The sequence below is a fragment of the Nostoc sp. genome (assembly GCF_036917415.1).
In the GTDB taxonomy this organism is placed as follows: Bacteria; Cyanobacteriota; Cyanobacteriia; order Cyanobacteriales; family Nostocaceae; genus Nostoc.
Genome location: NZ_JBALDJ010000051.1, coordinates 1 through 21,763, shown reverse-complemented (window position 1 = coordinate 21,763; position 21,763 = coordinate 1). Strand labels below are relative to the sequence as shown.

The window sequence follows — 21,763 nt, the reverse complement described above, 5'->3', positions numbered from 1 at the left end:
TTAGTCAACTTTGAACTGGCTAACGCTGGTTTCCAGTTGTTGTGAAGTCATCCGTAGTTCCTCAAAAGACTCGGAAATGTGGATGGCACTTTCTGAAGTCTTGCGGGCGATCGCCGAAACATCCGTCATCGCCTCTGTCAATATCTGAGATTGCTGACTTTGATTGGAAACTGCTTGGGTAATTCCTTGTACCAGTCCACCAATTTCGTTGGTAGCTGCGACAATCGCACTCAGGGAATGACGAGTCTCATCGATCAAGTTCGAGCCTTGGACAACTTGGCTAATCCCTACTTCCATTGCTTGGGTAACTTCGTTGGTGCCATTTTGAATTTCTTCCACGAGTCGCTCAATTTCTGTGGTGGCACTAGCCGACTGATAAGCCAGGGAACGAACTTCATCTGCAACCACCGCAAAGCCTTTGCCATACTCTCCAGCACGGGTAGCCTCGATCGCAGCATTGAGTGCCAGCAAATTAGTTTGAGTGGCAAAGTTTTCAATCAGACTCACTACTTTCGAGATTTTCTGAGAAGCTTCACCGAGGCGTTTAATCTTCTTCGCTGTTTCGGACACGGTTTCCCGAATCTCCAAAATACCATCTACGGTTCTTTCCATCAAGGAATCGCCAGCTTGGACGGTTTTATTGGCTTCTTGAACCGCCTGCCCTACTTTTTGGGCATCAGCAGCAACTACCTGCGTAGAAGCTACCATCATTTGTAATTGTTCCAGAGCGCGTTCGAGCCGTTCTCCCTGCTGTTGAGCTTGGTCGGATAATTTTACTACTGAGGTGGTGTTATTGCTGGAAGTTTCACTCACCCTGCTTGCAGCAATCTGCACTTGTCGTACTAAATCTCGCAAACTTTGGATCGTAGTGTTGTAACCATCGGCAATTGTACCAATTTCATCTTCAGATAGGGGAGCGCGAACGGTGAGATCGCCCCTGAAGGATGGTTCCAAAGCCATGAGAACGCGTATAGCTCCTTGTTGCAGTTTTTCCCGAGCGGTGCGTTCGCGCTCTGCGGCTTCTGCTAGTTGCTGCTCTTGAATACGCACCTGTTTCAGGTACTCTGCAAGATTCAGGGCAACACCAATCTGGACGCTAGTTTGGTTGAGAACATCCTCCTCAGATTGCTCCCACTGGCGCGGTGCGCTATTTTGATAAACTCCCATCAACCCCCATAGCCGATTTTCTTGAAAAATCGGAGCAATCATGTAGGCTTTAGTTCCCCACAGTTCTAACAATTGGATGTGACATTCGTCATGACCGACAGTATATATATTGTCAACCCGCAAACTTTCTTTGCGGGCATAACGCCCTCCTTGGTTGTACTGGAGATAGGTATCTCTAACTTTGGCAAGGCTAGTTCCCACAAGCTTAGGCCAATCCCCACTCACAGACTCAACTACAAATTCTCCAGACCAATCAAGCTCAAAACGGTAAATTCCAACTCGATCTGCTTTGAGTAGCTGGCGAAGTTCGTGGCTGGCAAACTGGACAAATTCCAGAACATTACCATGACTTTGGGCCATCTCTGTTAACCGACTTGGCAGGCGATAGGAAAATCGGGCGTTTGCTACTTCCCGTTCTGCCAGTTTTATCAGTTCCTCATTCTTGCTTAAGGTTTGTTGTAAGTATTGCGATTGCTGGACTGCAACCCCAAACTGTGTGCCGATTTTCGTTACCAAGTTGATTTCATTATCTTGCCATTGCCGCGGCCCGTTATTCTGATATGCTCCTAACAAACCCCAGAGCTTGTTTCCGGCAATAATCGGAGTGATGATATAGGCTCTCATCTGGAATTGCTCGAGAATTTTCAAGTGGCACTGGGCATGACCAGCGGTGTAAATATCATTAATCACAAAGGTTTCGTTGTTGCGATAGCGTCCACCTTGGGTTTGTTGTAGGTGTTCGTCTTCCCATACAGTCTTGATATCGGGGCCAACCAAAGCCACCCATTCCCGACTTACGGATTCGGCAATAAACTCCCCACCCCAATCTGGATTAAAGCGATACACTGCTAGACGATCGCATTCCAAATGCGATCGCAATTCTGGTAGGGCATTGCGGAAAATCGTATCTAGCTCTTGAACTTGGCGAATTTTTTCTGCCAGCCGTGTCAATGCTCGTTCCCCTTCTGCGGTTCTGGCTAACTCTGCATTCTTCTTCTTGAGCTGTTCGATATACTCTACCTGTTGCGAGCCTATACCTATTTGCACAGCTATTTTTCTCAACAGTTGCACATCCTTGGATTTCCACTGCCGAGGTCCAGTATTTTGGTATGCTCCTAAAAAGCCCCAGAGTTTGCTTCCAATAAAGATAGGAGCGATCGTGTAAGCCTTAGCCTGGATTTTTTCTAATATCTCTAGGTAGCACTGAACGTGACCGATAGTGTAGATATCATTGACAACAGAAGTTTCATGATTGCGATAGCGTCCGCCCTGAGTTTCTTGTAAGTGCTCGTCCATCCAAATCGTTTTCATGTCGGAACCAGCTAAAGACAGCCATTGATCTTTTACGGATTCGGCAATAAACTCCACACTCCAGTCGGGACGAAAGCGAAATACTGCGAGGCGATCGCACTGTAGTTGTTTGCGTAAACTTGGCAGCACATTCAGGAAAATTGTATCTAGCTCTTGAGCTTGGCGAATTTTTTCCACCATCCCTGTCAGCAACTGTTCCTCTTCTGCTGCTTGCGCCAACTCTGCATTCTTCGTTTTGAGTTCTTTGATGTACTCGGCTTGCTGCATGCTTAACCCCAACTGAATGCCCAATTTGGTCAGCAATCGCACCTCCTCAGAATTCCACTGGCGCGACCCGCTATTTTGGTAAGCTCCTAACAAACCCCAAAGTTTGTTTCCAGCAAAAATGGGGGCGATGGTGTAAGCTTTAACTTGGAACTGCTCTAAGAAGTCGATGTGGCACTGAGCATGACCAACAGCATAGATGTCATTGACGACAAAAGTTTCATTGTTGCGATAGCGCCCACCTTGGGTTTGCTGTAGGTGTTCGTCTTCCCATACGGACTCGATATCGGGGTCAACCAGAGGCACCCAGTCACTTCCTACAGATTCAGCAATAAATTCACCACTCCAGTCAGAGTTGAAGCGATATATTGCTAGGCGATCGCATTTGAACAACTGCCGCAATTCTGCCAAGGTAGTGCGGTAAATTGTTTCTGGCTGTTGGGAATGAAGCATTCTATCCGCCATTCGGGCGATCGCGTTTTCTACTTCAGCTACTTGTGTCATTTCTAGATTTTTTAATCGTAGCTGTTCGATATATTCAGCTTGCTGGAGGGCAATGCTCAACGGTTCGGCGATCTGCAACAAAGCACCAGCCTCTTCCTCAGTCCATTTCCGAACATCAGAATTCTGATAGGCTGCTAACAAACCCCAAAGATTACCAGCGCGGAAGATGGGAACATTAATGTATGCTTTGGCTTGGAACTTCTCTAATGTTTCTAAATAACAAGGTGAAAAACCAGCAGCAGAAATATCGTTGACTTTACGAAAGCGCGTTCCTTTGGCGTACATTCCACCCTGCGTTTCCTTCAGATAGGTATCTGCATCAGGTTTAACAGGAGAACCATAATCCTTAACATGGCAACGCTCTGAAGATAGCAGACCTGTTTTTAAAATGCCGTCTTGTTCCTGCATATCCAACAGTGACGACCAACCAGCAGCCACAGATTCAGCGATAACTTCTCCACTCCAGTCTGGATAAAATTGATAAATGACAACGCGATCGCATTTTAAAAATCGACGCAACTCTTGGGTTGTAATGCGGAAAAGGGTGCGAAGATCCATTGCTTGCCCAATCTTTTCAATGATGCCGAAAACAGTACGTTCTCGTTCAACAAGTTTGGCTGACTCCTCAGAGCGGTTATAAAGTTGTTGCTGATATTGCAACTGTTGAATGGCAATACTAGACAGAGATGCAACCTGCACCATTAGTCGAACTTCACTATCTTTCCACTGACGAGGCTGAGAATTTTGATAGGCAGCAAGCAAGCCCCACAACTTTTCTCCCTGGAAGATGGCAACAATAATGTATGCTTTGGCTTGATAGGTTTCTAAAACTTTGATATAGCAGTCAGAAAAACCAGCACTGTAGATATCATTAGTGACTCGATAAATCTGTCCGCGATGCAAAGTTTTGCCTTGGGTGTGCTGAATGTAGCTATCTGCACTGTGCGATCGCCCTGTTGTTCCAGCCAATCCCCCTTCCTCTGCAAAGTTCCTAACACTGCAATAGTTAACGTTGTTGACAATTGCTGGGTTGTTTCGCTGTTCTTCTAATAGAGAAACCCACTCAGATCCAACAGATTCAGCAACAAATTCCCCACTCCAATCTGGCTGGAAACGATAGATTGTCACCCGATCGCATTTTAGTGACTGTCGGACTTCTTGGGTGGCAACGCGAAAGATGGTATCCAAATCTTTGGACTGGAGAATTTTATTCGCTACACCGACAAGGATTTGGTCTTTTTCCACTTCTTGTTGCAACGTAGCCTGAATCGCGGCAACTTGCAGTTGCACTTCTAATTCCTGCTCGATTAGTTTTAGTAGCCGAATTTCAGCATTTTGCCACTGGCGAGCAGCAGTGCATTGCTGCACTACCAACAAACCCCAAACCCCATCTTTTGCTAAGATCGGCAAACTCAAACAAGCTCTTACCTGAAATCGATCTACGAGCTGCTTTTGGTAAGGAGACAAGCTTGCAGTGTAGGTATCCGCGATCGCTGCTAATTTTTCTTGTTGATAAAGCTTGGCAGAACCTAACCCAAAAGTGACGGCAGGCAGTTTTTCCTTCAGCATTGGGGTAAAGCCATCCCTCATCGCCTCCGCAGCAACTATCCCCAGCGTCGGATTCGTAAACTCATACAGCACCACGCGATCGACTTGCAGTGCGCTTTGTACCTCCATAACAGCAGTGGCAAGCAAGGTATCTAAATCGGAAAATTGGCGGATTTTGCTGGCGATCGCCTGTACTTGCTCTACCTCTAATCCATCTCCTCCGTCTTGATATGGCAACACACTTACCAGTTCTTTTAACTTGCGGATTCTCTCTCGCAATGGCCCTGTTTCCACCCAATCAGCTTGATCCAGTTCAGTTCGCAATTCTTCTAGAGTGGAGGTGATTTGCTGTTTTGCTCTTAGATCGACGGTATGCCCGTTATCGGTTTCCTTATAACCGTTGCTGGAATTTGTGTGTGGTTGGCTGGGTGTAAGATTGTGTTGCATTACCATAATCTTTCTTGCTATGAAGGTTATCGGAGTTAATAAATAGAATGCTTCAGGGGGCTACTTAATTTTCTAGAACGGCTTGGGCGTCCAGAAGCCTTTGTGCGTCCGCCCTTGGCGTTGTATAGGAAGCTCTGAAATTTAAAATACTCAGTGCTGAGTGCTGAGTCTTGAGTGCTGAGTGAATTAAGAAGTACTCAGGACTTATGTACTTGGTAAAAGCCCCGCCTCTTGTGGGCGGAATCTTTTTATCAGGAGAAGGTTGATACCCCGCTCCTTGTGGGCGGTCTTTCAACTCAGCACTCAGCACTCGGAACTCAGCACTCTTCATAGAGGCTGAAGGGCTTGAATCACAATATGGGTGTCAATTAACATCAAAGGGCTACCTTGAGAATCCACAAAGTAACCCTGCAAGAACGAGCCTAGTCGGGCAGGTAACATCGATGTCGAAACCGCTAACCGCTCTTGGGGGTCATAAACTTCAATGGTATTGACTTGCTCTACCAACAGCCCGACGGTTTGATTCTGGACTTGAACAAGCATCGCCATGCCAGAGTTACACACACTTTCTCGCCGACACCAGTGTGTTGCTCCCAACAAACCTGCCAAATCAAGAATCCAGATAGCTTCTCCCCGCCAATTCATTATGCCTAACAAGAATTCTGCTACTTGCGGTACTGGTAAAATCTCGGTAAGTGCAACCTGAATTACTCCCCGCAAATCAGCTAGTGGGAGTAACCCATTTACCTTTCCATTCAACGGAAATCTTAAAAACCTCTGGTTGTTTCCTTGGGGAGAGTTTTCAAGTCGAAATTGGCTATTAATGGGTAGCTCTCTAAAGCTATCATTGCCCTGTACCATTGCCCCGGTTTCCTTTAGCGAATAAATTTATTAACAGTCTGGAGCAAGGTATTTTCATCTACAGGTTTGACTAAATAGCCATCGGCACCACTCATAGTGCCCCAAGTTTTATCAACATCTGTGTTTTTAGTTGAGCAAATCACTACCGGGATTGCTTTTGTTATCGGATCGGCTTTCAACTTGCGGCAGAACTCAAATCCACTTTGACCGGGCAAAATCAAATCCAGTAAGATCAAATCAGGTTTTTGTTGTTTCAACCTGAGTTGAGCCTCTTCACCACTGCGAACTTCATAAACTGAATATCCTCCTTGCTCTAGGTAACGTGTCATCTTTTCGGATTCTGTAAGGCTATCTTCAACTAAAAGAACTTTTTTCATTTTTATTTCCTAACTATTTAATTCAGAATTTGAAAAATAATTGTCACAAATGAATTAATACAAAGCCAAATTTAGAGAGCAATTTCCCATCCAAAATCTATTTTGAAAATGGATGTAGGGGAGCCATCGGCATGACTGTCGCTTCAACCTAAACGCTTAAATACTTGTGAAGCACATTGAGTACTTTTTCTGCCTCTACGGGTTTACCCAAAAAGTCAGTTGCCCCGACTAATTTTGCTCGCATCCGATCTACTATGCCATCTTTCCCCGTTAATATGACAACCGGCACATCTTTGAGACTTGGAGTTTTACGAATTTGAGAACAAATTTCATAGCCATTCACTTTTGGCATCAAAAGATCCAAAAAAATGAAGTCAGGCTTGCTTTTAATTAGCTTTAAAACTGCCGTCAAGGACTCTTGAATGCCAACAAAGCGATAACCTTGATGGGTGAGAATTTCCTCCAAACTGCGACAGATCGTCGGACTATCATCCACACAGACTATTAAAGGTTTTGAGACATCAATAATTGCTTTGTTAGCTGCTGGGAGGGCAACTTGTATAACAGTGTCTTCTTCTCTCTTCAGTGAAGAATTGGAATTATTAACTGTACTAGACGTGACAATTTCTTTACTAGTCGCTGGGGGAGCAACTTTTTTAAAATTGGGCGCAACTTGTATAACAGTTTCCTCTTCTGTCTTTAGTGAAGAATTGGAATTATTAACTGCACTGGACGGGTTGCCAGTTTCTTTACTAATTTCAACCTTCTTGAGCCTTGGGGTGGGTGAAAAAGCGATCGCCCCTGCTTTTATTAATGGCATCAATAACCGAGTCAAAGCTAAGACATCCCGACCGCTTTTTTGCCCTAGACCTCGTAAAGTTTTTGTTCCATTAACTAGAGAAATAATCTGTTTAGAGGATGCATGTCCTTGGAGTAGCTCAAGTTGTTGAATGACAGGAAATAAATTGGGCGAGTAACTAGCCAGTCCTGCATCTCGCCATTCTTGCCAGGCTTGTGTAGCCTGTTTCAAGACTTCCTCAGTTGGTATTACAGTTAGGAGAAACCCAGGAACTTCACCAACAACGATAGTATGTGACAACTGCCCTGCTGAATTGTCGCCATTTCTTTTGGCTTCAATGTACTGCATTATATCAAACAGGACTTCAGCTATTAAGCTTGTAATCAGATTAACAAGTTGTTGTTGTTCGATTAATTTTTGTTCTCGCAACTTAGCAAGAATGCAATACTCGCGATAATTTTCTTGGGGGGAGACAAGCCGCTCCAACTGTGTCACATCCAGATTAGAACAGTACTGCGACAAGTGTCGTCGCCATCGCTCATTAGCATTATAACCGCCAGCCTGCCAAATTAATCGTCCTAAACGAAAATATAGCGTCCAAGTCGGCCCATCCCTTGCTTCAAGATTCAACCTGCCTGTGAATAATTTAGTTTGAAGTTGCTCGATCAATTGATTCACAATGGATCGCACCTCCTTATATATCTTGAGTTTTGCATTTACATTAGAATTCCTCAAACAATCCAGCTTACTAACTTCATTGTGCAATTGCCAATAGCACAGTTCAAAACTTCGATCTAGCTACCCTAGCTTGTTATATTCCTTTCCAATCGGGACATTTTTAAAGTTCAAATTCGGAAGCTTGAACACAAGATTTTAGCTCTTTTTCTAATTATTAATAGGTTAACTTTCTGCCATGTTACATCTACTGAGCAAATTGCTTGTATAGATGTAGTTGCAATACAGACCTGAAAAAGATGGAAATGTTGAATACTACAAAGCATAGACCAGCTTTTATGCTTATCGATTTTGTACTATCCTGCTTAAGGCGACAGACACAAGCGATCGCTCAATTGCTAGTCTGCAAATACAAAACATGAGCTTGAATTAAGTTTGTGAATAAATTGCTTGTTGCCGAATAAAATATTGGCGATCGCGTTGTTCTAGTACCCCTTCCTTGATCGAGGAGCGCAGGATATCTATCGTTTGCACCCGACTTAAGCCTATCACCTCTTCAATTTCTATCAGAGTAGCTCCTTCAGCTTGCTGAATGTATTGCTGCACTTTAGATTTAACAGTATCTGCATTTAAGGCAGGCACTTTCTTAGTCATGATATTGGCGGAAGGACGAAAACCAGTAGCTTTAATTGCAGAACGGGAGATTGACCGTTTTGGAATTACAACTAATTTCTCTTGTTTAGCAGGAGTCGGGGAAACAGCTTGTTCATCACTGTAATCGCCCCAAACACTGTTATGTAAGATTGCCCGGAAATTTTGCAAGTTTTGGAATAATGCCTGACCCTTTGCTGTCCGCTGTTGGCAATATTCTTGCTGGCGTTGCCAGACATCTGTTTTTATTTGTAATATTTCCAATTGCCGCTCTGCAATCTCTTGCTGAAATTGCTGCTGTTGTAACTTTCTGTTGTTGTCAAGGCTGGTAGCAAAACTGCTCAATTCTTGATGAAGTATATCTGCTTGCAGCTGAAATTCTTGTTGAGTTAGCTGTTTCCACTGGTTAACTTTTTGACGGCGTTCAGCAGTTATTTGCAATCGCTGCGATCGCTCTTGTTCCCATAAATTCTTGAGAGCCATCAGCTGAAATCTCCTATTTTTTTAACTAAAAATATTAAATAGGAGCCATGAAGACTCCCTTTTTCTAATGTGCTGTTAAGCAGCAGATGGAACAGCAGCCTGAGATGTTAAACCAACTGCCTCGGCATATCTTAAATAAGTTTCAACTGAAGCAATCACAATCCGAGCTTCTATTGATAGCAGTTCAATACCAACTAAAGAAACACGTACCCAAGCATCAACTACAATTCCTTTGTCCAAAATGCGGTCAATAACTTCAGCCAGACTTGAAGATGAGTTAACTTTTTCAACAGCCATTTTCTTTTCCTTTCATAAATCTGATTTCATCTTGCTCTAATTGAGCAATAGGTAAAACTTACACAATGTGTTTTATTCTTCCTGTATTTAGTGTTCCCAAAAATATAAGATAAATATAAGAAAATAAAAAAATATTAAAAAGTTAACAATATTTTTTGTAACTGCCCAAGTAAGAAGGTAAAGATGATTCCTATCAAGGAAAAAATCTGGTAGGTGTAAGCAGAAAATTTCCGGTGGCTTTGGCTGATTCAATTTTGCGGTTTCATTCGCCAATATCCGTTTTTTTGTCTCTATTGCTTCTACGCATGGTCTGAATCTATTGAAAGTTATTACTAAGGCTTTTCAAGGTAATGTCTCTGGTTTCCTTTCTGCAAATACTACCAGCTAGGCAGTTACTATTTTTTTTGAAAAAAATTAAAGAAAAAATTAGCTCACCTTTATTTTTTCTGGAAAAGTTTTAAATCTTATTTTTTATGAATTTATATGAGAGTATTTTTGAGAAAATGATAGGGTGGTAGAGGTTCGCTCAGTGCCAATTGCCAGTGCGAGCATTGTACCTGGCAGAGGGAAAATTGCTGCGTACTGAGCGTTGAATCGTTGCGCTGGGCCAAAAAGTGGATTTGCCGCACATCTGGCTGTCGAGTCTCACAAATAACATTTGTATATGTTTTGAGAATTAACTGGTTCAAGAGTTCCCACTGTTCGCATTGTTGTGTTTGAAATGCTTGCTGTGTTTGGTAGCGTTGTTTTTTAGCTAATAAATAGGCTTTTCCCCTAGCATCAATAGTGTCAGAATCGTCAAGCAAATCACAGGGTGTAGCTTTTAAAGTGTACTCAACTTTGTCTGCTAGCTGAGTTAGGGTTTCTAAATATTGCTCTTGGTGCTGTTCTAGATGATTCAGCAGTTTTTCTACAGAAGTAAAACCGCTGCCAAAGCGTAGGGGAAGAAGGGGAGTTTGTTGAAACAGTTCTCGAATTACGCGATCGTGGTTTAATACAGCTTGAAGTAAACGCTCATCCTTTGCCTGTATTGCCTCCAATGAGATTTCCGGCTCTACGATCGCGGCTAAACTAGAAGAGTAAACGAGTTCAATATTCCTTTCCATCCCTAAAGGTAGAACGAGCGGTGATGCGGTCGGTACTAGAAGAGCATAAGCGTATATTGACATAAGTAGGTCGGCGTGAATATTTGTAGTTGGGATGAGGCACGAGACAGGAGGCACAAGAGAAGAGAGTTTTAGTTAAATTTACTTTTTGTTACATAGTTCTGTTTATTTGCACCGTTCTACTTAAGTAGCTTCTGCTCTGAACTTCTGCGTTTTTTCAAGTAAGCTATTCATGCCTATTTTTGGCACAATCAAGCATGACAATTCTTACCTCTTCCTCCTGCCTTCTGCCCTCTATTGAGATTGATGCTGATTAGCAAGCATTTGGTATGTAAGTTGGAAATCATCATTTGTAATCTGAATCAGGCTGGAGTTACTCAATCCCTGGGCGCGGTATCGACGAATTGCGCTTAAAGCAGCTTGATTGCTCAACAAAGCCAAGTCTGCGCCATTCCAACCCTCGGTAACTGTCGCCCAGGTTTCTAAATCGACATCAACCAGGGGACGATCTAGATTGTGAACTCGTAAAATCGCTAATCGGCTGGCTCGATCTGGTAGATCGATTTTTATTTGTAAGTCCAATCTTCCCGCTCTGAGCAAGGCAGGATCGAGCGTTTCTGGACGATTGGTTGCTCCTATTAACAGTACTTTCGGGCATTCATGCAACCCATCCAGTTCGGTGAGCAGTTGACCGACAACGCGATCGCTAACTCCAGAATCACCAGTGAATCGTCCCCGTGCTGGTGCCAGGGTATCAATTTCATCTACAAACACAACGCAAGGAGCTGCTTGCCGAGCTTTGCGAAAGAGTTCTCTGACTGCCTGTTCTGCGGCACCTACCCATCGGCTGAGTAATTCCGGGCCATTTACAGCAATAAAGTTGGCTCTAGCCTGGGAAGCGATCGCTTTTGCAAGTAATGTTTTTCCCGTTCCAGGCGGCCCCCACAACAGAATTCCACGGGGAGGCTTGGCTTTGGTTTGCTCGTATAGTTCGGGATAGAGGAGTGCGCCTTCAACAGATTCTTGAAGTTTTTGTTTAACGTTATCCAAACCACCAATGTCATCCCAACTTACACTAGGTGCTTCAACTGCTACATCCCTGAGAACTGAGGGTTTTATCTCCTTAACTGCTTCGAGAAAATCCTGGTACATGACAGTCATGTTCTCAGGAATGGGACTGTTGAGCGAGGGGACTTGACGACGAAGGGCAATGTAGGCTGCTTTTTGACAAAGAGCTTTAATATCGGCACCGACAAAACCGACTGCCAAATCAGCGATCGCTCCTAAATTAACTGAAGTCTCCAAGGGCATGGCACTTGTCAAAATCGTGAGAATTTCCAATCGTCCATCGCGATCGGGAACCCGAAAATGAACTTCGCGATCGAAGCGTCCCGGACGACGAAGCGCCGGATCGAGATAATCGGGACGATTTGTTGCCGCTAATACAAGTACGCCCTCAGTTTTGGCAAACCCATCCATTAACCCAAGCAACTGCGCCACTAGTCTTTTTTCAACTTCACCTTCCACTTGGCTGCGATCTGGGGCAAGGCTGTCAATTTCGTCAATAAATACCAAGCAGGGAGCAGAACGACTTGCTTTCTCAAAAATACTTCGCAAACGAGCTTCTGCTTCCCCGTAATACTTGCTCATCACCTCTGGGCCATTGATGGCAATGTAGTTTAACTTTAATTCTTCTGCCAAAACACGGGCTGTTAAAGTTTTTCCCGTACCGGGCGGGCCAACTAGCAAAACCCCACGCGGAGGCTCTAACCCTAATTTCACCAATAAATCTGGACGTTTAAGTGGAATTTCAACTAACTCTCTGATTTCTTGGAGAACATCAACCAAGCCGCCGACATCTTGCCAAGAAGCTTTTGAGTTCGTCCGAGCTGATGGGGGGGTGACATCATCAGCATCATCCATTGGTGTGGTTCCAACGGTGGAATTGGATCTGACTCGGCTGGAACTACTTTTTCTCGGAATATTGCCTTGCGGGGGAATACTACTGAGATTATGAGATCGAATTTCAATAGAAGTTTTTAACTCCCCTTTCTCTACTTTTTCTTCTAAAGCTTTGGCAATTTCTAATAGCTGTTCAAATCCTTTAAATATGTCGTCCATTGATTTTACTTAAATAAAAGGCAGAGAAAAATTTAATTTCCAAAAAATTAAAAGTTTCAATAATTTTTGATTTTCAATTTTTATTGCTGTTCAACAGTGAAAAAAATTAATTCAGTTGGAAATCAATAATCGAAGACGAGCAAAGTTAAAGGGGGCAGTGAAATTGTTGTAGCGAATTCGCAAACGGTCTTCAAATTGACGATCGAGTGCTTCAACGTGTTCGCTAAATTGTGATTCTGCTTCCCAAGGAATTAGGTAGGCTGAATTGTAGATCATTGTCTCCATTTGGGGAGTATTTTCTACCACATCGATCGCAATGGAGTTGAGCGTGCCTTGAAATACATCTATGATGCCTTGCTTGCGATCGTTCATTCCCTGTTCGATGGCTTGCCCTATTTGGATTACCCGCTCCATACTCAGGGGTTGACCCACTAGCTTATCCCTTTCGGTTTTGAGATTTGGGTGTTCTGCCAATAGTCCCTGAATTTCTGCATCGGTATCCCAAAAAACTTTGACACTCACTTCTCGGCAACCCGATAACTTCGCAAGCAATTGCGTCAATTCTTCTTGATGAGGACGAATTAATTGCTCTGAAACCGTTTCCCAGCTGGAAATCAAAAGTCCAAATTGCATGGGCAGTAAATTGCGATCGCCTGCTTGCATGATCTCCTCAAGGACTTTCTCATGACTTAGCAGGTTACGACGGCTGGCCAGATAACGCTCTTGCTGGGCTTCGGAGTAGATTACTGCAAAACTATCCAAAATTTGAATTTGTACAGGTTGCCGATCTAAGCCCTGTAAATTTAAGTTTTCTGGAGCAGGCAAGGTCAAAATTCCATAAATATAAAAGCCATAACTCATAACAATGTCTTACCAAGAAGAATGTAGATAAAAAAGTTACAGGGGTTTAGAGGTGAGTACTAATCTTAACTTGGCATGAACTAAGCTTAACTGAGCCAGTCCTAAGTCCAAGTCACCTTCAACCACAACACCCGTATTTAATAGGCGATCGAGAAGTTCTAGAATAGAGGGTTGACTAGAGGTTTCGCCGGGGTAGTATCCTCCAGATTGGGGAAGTAAAGTTCCCATTTCACCCAAGTTAATATTTAGCTCGGCTGGGTCAATATCAAATATCTCGCAAAGCTGAACAACCTGTTTTTCAAGCTGTTGCAGGCTTTCGGCAGCTCGATCTAACTCAGAGTCGCTGAGGTTGCCAGCATCCATTCGCCGAATCACTTGAGCTTCCATGAGTTGGCGTATCAGCTCGACAACCGTCAGTAACAATGGTGCTAAACCGGAATCGGAACCTTTTGATTTGCTAATCGCCTGCATTCTGATGATTATTAGGATTGAGTACTTTGAGCGATCGCAGTTCTGCTTCTAGACTGGCAACACGCTCTTGAAGTTGTTGATTATTTGTTAATAAGGTGCGAGTTTGACTATTAAGATAGGGGTCGCTCTCCCACCAGTTAATTCCAATCTCTTTGGCTTTATCAACAGAAGAAATCAACAAACGAATCCGAATGTTGAGCAGTTCTGTGGAGCCTACGGAAATAGAAATATCTCCTGCGATAACAATGCCTTTATCCAGAACCCGTTCTAGAATATCTGCCAAGCTAGAACCCTGAGTCGCTGTGATAACTCCCCGGTTAGTATGAGTACTCATTTGTTTATTAAATGGCCAGAATCAAAAGCAACTGTCTGTGATACGTTCGGCAGCTCGGCATTGCCCTGCATTTGTACTAATACTCCCTGCTCTCTAAGAGACTTGAGTGCAGCCACAATTTGACTGCGATCGATCCCTAATTCTACTGCCAATTCAGAGAAACGCCTTCCTGGAGAATTACACAGGTAGTTGTAGACTTCATGCTCGTAAGGCACTCGTTGTTCCAATACAATCTGATTTGGGCTGTTTGATACGATCTCTGCTGGCTGAGATTGAGTATTTATACTATGATGCAATTCACTTAAAACCTCTTCCAGTACCTGAGTTGCTTCCATGAGAGGTTGATTCGTGCGAGAAAGCAGGATATCGGCACAAATATCTTGGAAGCAAGGATCTCCAGGGTTTATGGAAATTTCGTGTTCGTGGCAGATTCTGGCAATCATCAGACAGGAACGTAATCCACCGCCCAGCCCAGAGCCAGATCGACTCCAAAACATCCGTACTAAGCGGACAATTACTTCTGCTTTCTCAGAATCTATGCCTGTTTTATGAACTACAATTTCCTGCTGAGTCAGTTCATCAGGTGTAGGCATATCGATGGTAATAACACGATCCATCAAAGCATCCTGAGTTGCATGAACTCCACAATACTCTTGAGGATTTGATGTTAAGATTGCCCGAAACTGAGGATGAACCCGGATATACTCTGCTCGATGTTGGTTTGTTGGTAATACTAACAACCTCTCCTCAAGTACGGAGAGTAAAACGTTATTTACCTCCGGGTGCGAACGATTGAATTCGTCGTAAACCAGCGTAAATCCTTCTTTACAAGCTAGGGTTAATCGTGCATCAACCCAGTGTTGTCGGAGTTCATCCTCAACTTTGACAACGCTGTGGATGAAGTTATCAACAACCTTTTTACGGGTATAACCTAATTGATTACCAATCAAGTCTGAGGTTTTAAACTCATCATCTCCAAATAAGAGGATGATAGGCTGGTTGAGCAGATCGGCTAGATGCATTGCCAGAGTAGTTTTTCCGACTCCGGCTGAACCACGTAAATGTACTGAAAAACCTGACTGTAGATAGCGCAAAGCACGTTGAGCGATGCGTTGAACAGCAGGTGTATTGACAAATCGCTGGGGAGATGCATTTAATACTGTTGTCAAGCTCTAAGTACCTCCTAAATAGTAATCTTATGCAAAAGTGATTTTTTTTACATCATAAATATCGAATACTGATGTCAATAAGCCTTAACTGGACTCAAATCCAATGCATTTTGGCATCAACACAAGACTAGTAATGTTTAATATCTATGTCATCAGCATAATTACGGTCTTGCGAGGATAGCTTAATAAATCCACACGAGTGTAAAGAATATGGTTCTGCGCTTCTTACTATTACCGATTACCGGCCCATTAATGGGGGTAACGTGGCTTGGGGAAAAAATTTTAGAACAGGCGAATACTGAAATTGATGATAAAGAAAATCTCAGCAAGCAGCTTCTTGCACTCCAACTTGCTTTTGATATGGGAGAAATTCCTGAAGAAGAGTTTGAAATTCAGGAGGAAGCCCTTTTATTAGCGATTCTGGAAGCAGAAGAGCAGGAACGCAATCAGACACAAGAGTATTGAAATTCTTTCCTAGCTTGTGTGATTTATTGCTTTAACTAACGTGCGCCTCCGTTGGAGACTCACGTTAATTTTAAAAATGTTGTTGGTTATTATACTTAACTATGACAAGGCTCGAATTAAAAAATCATCAAGTTTGGCAAGATTTAACTGAAATATTACAAAGTTTAGATGCTAAACTTCTTGTTCAAGAACATCTTGACCAGTGTGATTATAAAGTGTGTGGCTATTGGGATGAACAAGATGAATATTATGAGAAAATTACGTTACCTCGTACCCTAGCAGCCGAATTAGTTAGCAGTTCAATAGGCGTTACTCACAAGGAACGTTTTTTACAACTAAAGTTTTTGCTCATAGCTGATGCTGTTGATAATACGAAAACTGCAAGTAGCAATGCTCAAAAACTTGGTGAATTAGTTCTTGTTTATGATGAAAATCTAGAATTTATTGATGAGAATTGGCTTTTAGATGTCGATTCTCCATTCCTTGTGAAGCGATCTGGCTAATTTTAGGCAATTGAGTAGAAGTAAGAAATAACTAAGCAACGAATTTTCGTGCCTAGTGCAAAGCTGAATATATAAGGGTTTGAGATAAGCTTTGTTGCCGACCTTTGGGCTATCGCAACGATTGATAAAAAATTCCGCCATTTGCTGTGAAATGCTTGATAAATAGTTTTTCTATCTGCTAACTTCGACAGCGCAATCAACGTACTCAGCACTGGCAGATGAAAGCTTTACCAGCAACGTATTTTATTTAGTAAATTTTTATATTTATTAAATTTGACTTACCGGCCAAACGCTAATTTTGGCTGGTGTTTTTCTTTTCTGCCGCCCCCGCTTCGCTCTTAGTACTTTCAGCAATACTTTATAGAGTAGGTATTAAGCCTTTGCTTCGCAACTTCCTTGTGAAGAATAGACAAGCTTAAATCTTAGTACTTAATATTCCAATGTTAGGGTGTTGAATTTTGGTCTATTGTCCTCCAAATCAGTATTTGCTTGCTGATGGGTGATGTCCTCTTCAGCAATGATTTGACCATTTAAAATAGCAAGACGCTGCTGAATCTGCTGTTGGCGTACTTCGAGTTTCTGTAGTTCCTCCTCTAAACGCTCTTTCTCCAACATCATTTTGTAAGCATTTAAGTAAACTCTTGCTTGAGAACGTTGAGGAGGCATTGAGCTAAGTTTGGCTTGAATTTGTCCACGTTTTGGAGTGCGGTGCATAATAAATTTCTCTTTGGGTATGAAAGTAAGTATTTAGTCTAATTAGCCGTTAAAATAAACAGCCGGCTGCTGCTTGGATGCGTTCTAAAGGCTGAACTGAGCGAGGAAGCATTGGTAAGCGAACCATTGTCAAACCTGGAAAACTGGCCTTGCAGTCATTTCTGCTCGCGCCATCAAAATTAATGGTGGCTGTAGAAGTAAAGCGGTTTAGAACAACGTAATTCTGGCTCACACCTATCTCTTGAAGAGATTTGAACAAGCGTTGTTGTTCGGCAAGTACACTAGCCTGGTTAAGCGTAACCCCAATGAACTCTGTTTGTTGTGGGTCTTTTAGCACTTTTTGGGCTTTAACCACGCGCTGTCGCAAAATTCTTAAACGCCCCATAAATTCTGTACGACCAAGGACATTCTGATACTTGATCCAGAGTTTGAAAATCCAAGCTAGCCAGTCTGCCAGTGCAGTTGGCATTTCTAGAAAACGCAGAAGATGACCTGTGGGGGCAGTGTCTAAAATAATCAAGTCTTCTTCTTGGTGCTCTAGCAATTCCATTACTGTTAACAGGGAAAGCATTTCATCAATCCCTGGTAAAGCTTGCTCGACAATTTTACGCCAAGCAACAGGAGCATAGGCCATTTCAATAGTTTCGGTTGTTTGTATTTCGCCACTCATCATTTCGGCCAGTTCCCACAGGTAATCGGCTCTGAATCGATCGAGAATGCGATCGCCATCCACTTCCTGACCTCGAAGATTGGGAGTTATTTGATATGGTTCGTGTCCTAAACTCAGACCAAAGGCATCACCCAAGGAGTGGGCTGGATCGATAGAAACCATGCGAATTTTACGCTCAGGATGTTGTTGAGCCATAGCCCAACCAATCGCAGCTGCTACTGTGGTCTTGCCTACTCCACCTTTACCGCCAATTAGTAACAGGCGGCGACCTTTGCTCAGAAAATCTCCAAAGCTAGGAGGAATTGTTTCAGGCCATTGAACTGGGAGTAAATCGACAGGAGATAGCGGTTCAAGCTGAGGAACATGGATTTGGTTGATGAGATGCTTAAGGGCTAGAATCCCTAAAGGCTCCTCATCTTGCTGTGGCACAATAAACATCGGCTTTCCGTTAGCAAGAGCCGTATACTGGCTGATGAGCGGTTGTTGTTCTTGGTAACGATCTGGGTCAGTCGCACCGGCAAGGACTTGGTTGACAAACAATCCTCCACAAGGAACCTGCATGGTTTGTAAGGCTTCTAGAAACCGTTTTGATTCCAACCAACTCATTGGTTCGGCGATCGCAACTAACAAACAAGCAGTATGGGTGGGATCTTGAAGCAGACGGCGACCTTGCGACAGTTCAGCTTTTAGGGTTTGCAAAAACTCGTCAGCGCGATCGGGTGTGTAACTCCCAGCAAAGGTCTTGCTAATAAACCGATGCTTTTCTTGAAACAGTTCAAGAGAGTGGAGGAAAGTGTCTAAAAAGTCCATCAATCCAAACAAGTTGAGAGTATGACCGCTAGGAGCCATATCTACTACTACTCGATCTACCTGCTGCTCGTTAAAAAGGCGTTGGATCTCTAACAAGCCCATCAACTCGTCCAGTCCAGGCCAATTTAAATCCCAAACTGGAAGCAAGTCTTCTCCTTCAACAAAACTACCGCGCTCCACTAACAGTTCTAACACCTGACCATAACGTTCTTTAAACTCTTGTAGTAGACGCTTTGCATCCAACGCCCTTACTAGTAGATTGGGTATTTCCGCTATGGGACGAGGAATGTCATCAACGCTAACTTGTAAGACATCTCCAAGAGAGTGAGCTGGATCGGTTGAGATTAAAAGAATTTGCTCATTGACAAATTTCTGCGCCCAACGACATGCAAAGGTGCAGGAGATTGTCGTTTTTCCGACTCCACCTTTGCCGCTAAACATAGCAAGGTGTAGGTTATCAAAAAGTTCCATCCCGTTTGTCATTTCCGGCGTTTTAGTATAAAGTTACTACATATTTTTGAAAATTACTTAAGTAATTTTGCTGAATAAAGCTATTTAAAACCTTAATCTTTCACGGATGGGATTTACAAAACTTCTATCCTATAGGGCGACGACAGGGAAAGCTTCACAAGAGAATGTCTAATTAATTTTGTTGAGGTACTTACAAAGATTAGCCGAGGAACTATAACTGAGGGAAAGATTTAGCCAAAGAGTGTCCAAAGGTAAGGAGATAAGATGGTTAACAGTTCTGAAGGCGATATAAATATTGGGTGTAATGTCCAAGGTATTTCTGAATACAACTTTTTTTCTGACATTAAGTCTGAAGACATTCATCCTTGTCCACTCAAAACAGACTCTCCCTACTTAGGATTAAAAACTTTTGAAATTAAAGATAAAGACAAATTTTTTGGTCGGGAGAAGTGGATTGCTAATCTGGGCGATCGCTTAAAAAAAGATAATGTACTCTTGCTTTTAGGAGCATCAGACAGTGGCAAATCATCATTGATTCGGGCAGGCTTAATTCCTTATTTAGGATCTCATAAAAATTCATTAATTAATATAAGTTTTCACCCAGATGAAAATCCTTTTAAATCTCTTTATCAGTGTCTTGCTTTTACTTATGGTAAAAAATCGCAAATAGCCGATATTGCTCGAAAAATTAGAGAAGATTTGCTAATTCAAATTGTCACATTCCTCAAACAAGATTATCAGTACATTCTGATTTTTATTGACCAATTTGAAGAACTATTTACGAAAACTCAAAAGCCGGAACGCGATAAATTTGTTGCTAGTCTATTTCAACTGTTCCAGCAGCAGGATAGCTCTGTCAAAATTGTTTTAACAATGCGATCTGATTTTTTGGATAGATTTAGTGAGTATCCTCAACTTGCAAAGATTCACGAACGCTATAGTCTTATACTCACTAGAATGAGCGATTGCGAATTAAAGTTAGCGATCGCTGAACCGGCTGCTAGAAATGGCGTTACCTTTGAACAAGGATTAATTGAGCAAATTATTCATGATTTTCACCAACAAAATGATTATTTACCACTTCTGGCATACACCTTAGATGTGCTGTGGGAAAAGGAAAATATTGCAAACCTGGTTCTGAAGACAAAGACTTATAAAGAAATAAAAGAGCAAACGTTTGGTTATTTAAGCGAACAAGCTAATCGATTTATTAATGCTAGTGTTGGATGGCACGATCGCCAAAAACAAGAGATTCAAAAATTAAACCTTGCACTGACTGAATTAAAACTGCGCGAGCAATCTGCCAGGGTTTTGAATTTACTTCCTGTCCAACCGCTAGAGGGTCTGCTGTTGGCAATTCAAACAATGGGTGAGAATTTAGAGAAATACCCAAACCAGCTTCTAGCTTCTGTTTTGGGAAGCTTAAAGGAAGCAATGAACACACCCACAGAGGCAAATAGCTTGCTCGTGTCCGCGCAAGAGGTGAATTGTGTAGCCTTTAGTCCTGATGGCAATTTTATTGCCAGTGGCAGTAGTGATTCTACGGTGTGCTTGTGGAATATCATTGGCAATCCTACTGCTCAATTTTTGTTGGGGCACGAGCAAGAGGTTAATTGTATAGCCTTTAACCCTGATAGCAAGTTTATTGTTAGTGGCAGTATTGACGGAATTTTGTGTTTATGGGATCTACAAGGTAATCTCATTACTCAACCGTGGCAGGGACATGAGGAAGGAATTATTTCCGTCGCCTTTAGCCCAAATAGCGATGGTGCGAGCGGGGATGGCTACAACAGCAGTGCTGTTGTAGCGTTGGCTCCGCCAACAGCAGAAAAATCTCCGATTTTTCTGCCCCCGCCGCACCCGCATAGCGATCGCATTGTCAGTGTTGGTTTTGACGGAACAGTGTGTTTGTGGGATCTCGAAGGTAACGCCATTACTCAACCTTGGCGCGGACACAAGGAAGGAGTTATTTCCGTCACCTTTAGCCCAAATGGCGATCGCATTATCAGTGTTGGTTTTGACGGGACAGTGTGTTTGTGGGATCTCGAAGGTAACACCATCACTCAACCCTGGCATAAACATGAGGCAAAAATTATTTGCGTCGCCTTTAGCCCCGATCGCAAGTTTATTGTCAGTGGTAGTAGTGATTCTACAGTGCGGTTGTGGGACATACAAGGTAATTCCATCGGTCAACCTTGGCACGGACATGAAGGACATATAAATTCTGTAGCGTTTAGCCCTGATGGCAAATTTATTATTAGTGGTAGCTGCGATCGGACAATCCGCTTGTGGAATATTAATGGCAACCCCATCACTCAACCTTGGCGTGGACATGAAGGACAGGTTAATTCCCTAGCCTTTAGCCCCGATGGCAAGCTGATTGTCAGTGGTGGCGATCGAACTGTGCGTTTGTGGGAGCTACATCAAATACTACAAGATCGGGTCATCGGGCGATCGCAGCGCAAATATGAGAATTGGGTCAATTCTGTCGCCTTTAGCCCTGATGGCAAGTGGATTGTCAGTGCCAGCAATGATTCGACAATCCGCTTGTGGGATCTTGAGGGCAACCCCATCACTCAACCTTGGCGCGGGCATGAAAAAGAAGTTAATTCTGTCGCCTTTAGCCCTGATGGTCAGTGGATTGTCAGTGCCAGCAATGATTCGACAATCCGCTTGTGGGATAT

At 42.9% G+C, this 21,763-nt stretch carries 17 protein-coding genes; 3 read left to right on the top strand and 14 right to left on the bottom strand.

Annotated features, from left to right (window positions below):
* From V7K41_RS09585 to gvpN, 12 genes are all read right to left on the bottom strand, one after another.
* Positions 1-5,247 (bottom strand): GAF domain-containing protein, encoded by a 5,247-nt coding sequence (locus V7K41_RS09585; protein WP_334847538.1) that lies wholly within the window; start codon positions 5,245-5,247, stop codon positions 1-3.
* 321 nt (positions 5,248-5,568) lie between these two features.
* A complete protein-coding gene (locus V7K41_RS09580) occupies positions 5,569-6,102 on the bottom strand; it encodes a chemotaxis protein CheW (RefSeq protein ID WP_334847536.1) in 534 nt (177 codons plus the stop codon).
* A gap of 14 nt (positions 6,103-6,116) precedes the next feature.
* Positions 6,117-6,479, bottom strand: a complete 363-nt coding sequence (locus tag V7K41_RS09575; RefSeq protein ID WP_104905242.1) for a response regulator transcription factor — start codon at positions 6,477-6,479, stop codon at positions 6,117-6,119.
* A 148-nt stretch (positions 6,480-6,627) separates the two neighbouring features.
* The gene (locus V7K41_RS09570) at positions 6,628-7,956 is read right to left on the bottom strand and encodes a response regulator (RefSeq protein WP_334847534.1); all 1,329 of its coding nucleotides are present in this window, start codon (positions 7,954-7,956) and stop codon (positions 6,628-6,630) included.
* A 426-nt stretch (positions 7,957-8,382) separates the two neighbouring features.
* A complete protein-coding gene (locus tag V7K41_RS09565) occupies positions 8,383-9,087 on the bottom strand; it encodes a gas vesicle protein GvpC (protein WP_334847532.1) in 705 nt (234 codons plus the stop codon).
* A gap of 75 nt (positions 9,088-9,162) precedes the next feature.
* Positions 9,163-9,384, bottom strand: coding sequence for a gas vesicle structural protein GvpA (gene gvpA / locus V7K41_RS09560; RefSeq protein ID WP_163931998.1), 222 nt, complete (start codon positions 9,382-9,384; stop codon positions 9,163-9,165).
* 479 nt (positions 9,385-9,863) lie between these two features.
* Positions 9,864-10,553, bottom strand: a complete 690-nt coding sequence (locus V7K41_RS09555; RefSeq protein ID WP_334847530.1) for a GvpL/GvpF family gas vesicle protein — start codon at positions 10,551-10,553, stop codon at positions 9,864-9,866.
* Between the two features lie 231 nt (positions 10,554-10,784).
* Complete coding sequence (locus V7K41_RS09550; RefSeq protein WP_334847528.1) at positions 10,785-12,611, bottom strand: AAA family ATPase; 1,827 nt, start codon at positions 12,609-12,611, stop codon at positions 10,785-10,787.
* A gap of 111 nt (positions 12,612-12,722) precedes the next feature.
* Positions 12,723-13,472, bottom strand: a complete 750-nt coding sequence (locus V7K41_RS09545) for a GvpL/GvpF family gas vesicle protein (RefSeq protein WP_334847527.1) — start codon at positions 13,470-13,472, stop codon at positions 12,723-12,725.
* Positions 13,473-13,508: 36 nt separating this feature from the next.
* Positions 13,509-13,943, bottom strand: coding sequence for a gas vesicle protein K (locus V7K41_RS09540; RefSeq protein WP_334847526.1), 435 nt, complete (start codon positions 13,941-13,943; stop codon positions 13,509-13,511).
* On the bottom strand, positions 13,930-14,277 hold the full coding sequence (locus V7K41_RS09535; RefSeq protein WP_334847524.1) for a gas vesicle protein: 348 nt from the start codon (positions 14,275-14,277) through the stop codon (positions 13,930-13,932). Before V7K41_RS09535 ends, V7K41_RS09540 begins: the two co-directional genes overlap by 14 nt.
* A complete protein-coding gene (gene gvpN, locus V7K41_RS09530; RefSeq protein WP_334847523.1) occupies positions 14,274-15,446 on the bottom strand; it encodes a gas vesicle protein GvpN in 1,173 nt (390 codons plus the stop codon). The genes V7K41_RS09535 and gvpN overlap by 4 nt, the downstream gene beginning before the upstream one ends.
* Before the next feature lie 210 nt (positions 15,447-15,656).
* On the opposite strand from gvpN, the gene V7K41_RS09525 reads away from it, so the two are divergent.
* Both V7K41_RS09525 and V7K41_RS09520 read left to right on the top strand, forming a co-directional pair.
* Positions 15,657-15,911, top strand: coding sequence for a gas vesicle protein GvpG (locus tag V7K41_RS09525; RefSeq protein WP_334847522.1), 255 nt, complete (start codon positions 15,657-15,659; stop codon positions 15,909-15,911).
* A gap of 101 nt (positions 15,912-16,012) precedes the next feature.
* Entirely contained in the window at positions 16,013-16,414 is a 402-nt protein-coding gene (locus V7K41_RS09520) for a hypothetical protein (protein WP_334847520.1), read from the top strand.
* 429 nt (positions 16,415-16,843) lie between these two features.
* Here the strand turns inward: V7K41_RS09520 and V7K41_RS09515 are convergent, their stop codons facing one another.
* Positions 16,844-17,128 carry a hypothetical protein gene (locus tag V7K41_RS09515; RefSeq protein WP_334847518.1) on the bottom strand — a complete coding sequence of 95 codons (285 nt, stop codon included), beginning with the start codon at positions 17,126-17,128 and terminating at the stop codon, positions 16,844-16,846.
* A 49-nt stretch (positions 17,129-17,177) separates the two neighbouring features.
* Complete coding sequence (locus tag V7K41_RS09510) at positions 17,178-19,091, bottom strand: ArsA family ATPase (RefSeq protein WP_334847516.1); 1,914 nt, start codon at positions 19,089-19,091, stop codon at positions 17,178-17,180.
* Between the two features lie 252 nt (positions 19,092-19,343).
* On the opposite strand from V7K41_RS09510, the gene V7K41_RS09505 reads away from it, so the two are divergent.
* Positions 19,344-21,763, top strand: a 2,420-nt coding sequence (locus tag V7K41_RS09505; protein ID WP_334847514.1) for an NACHT and WD repeat domain-containing protein, incomplete at its 3' end; no start/stop codon positions are given.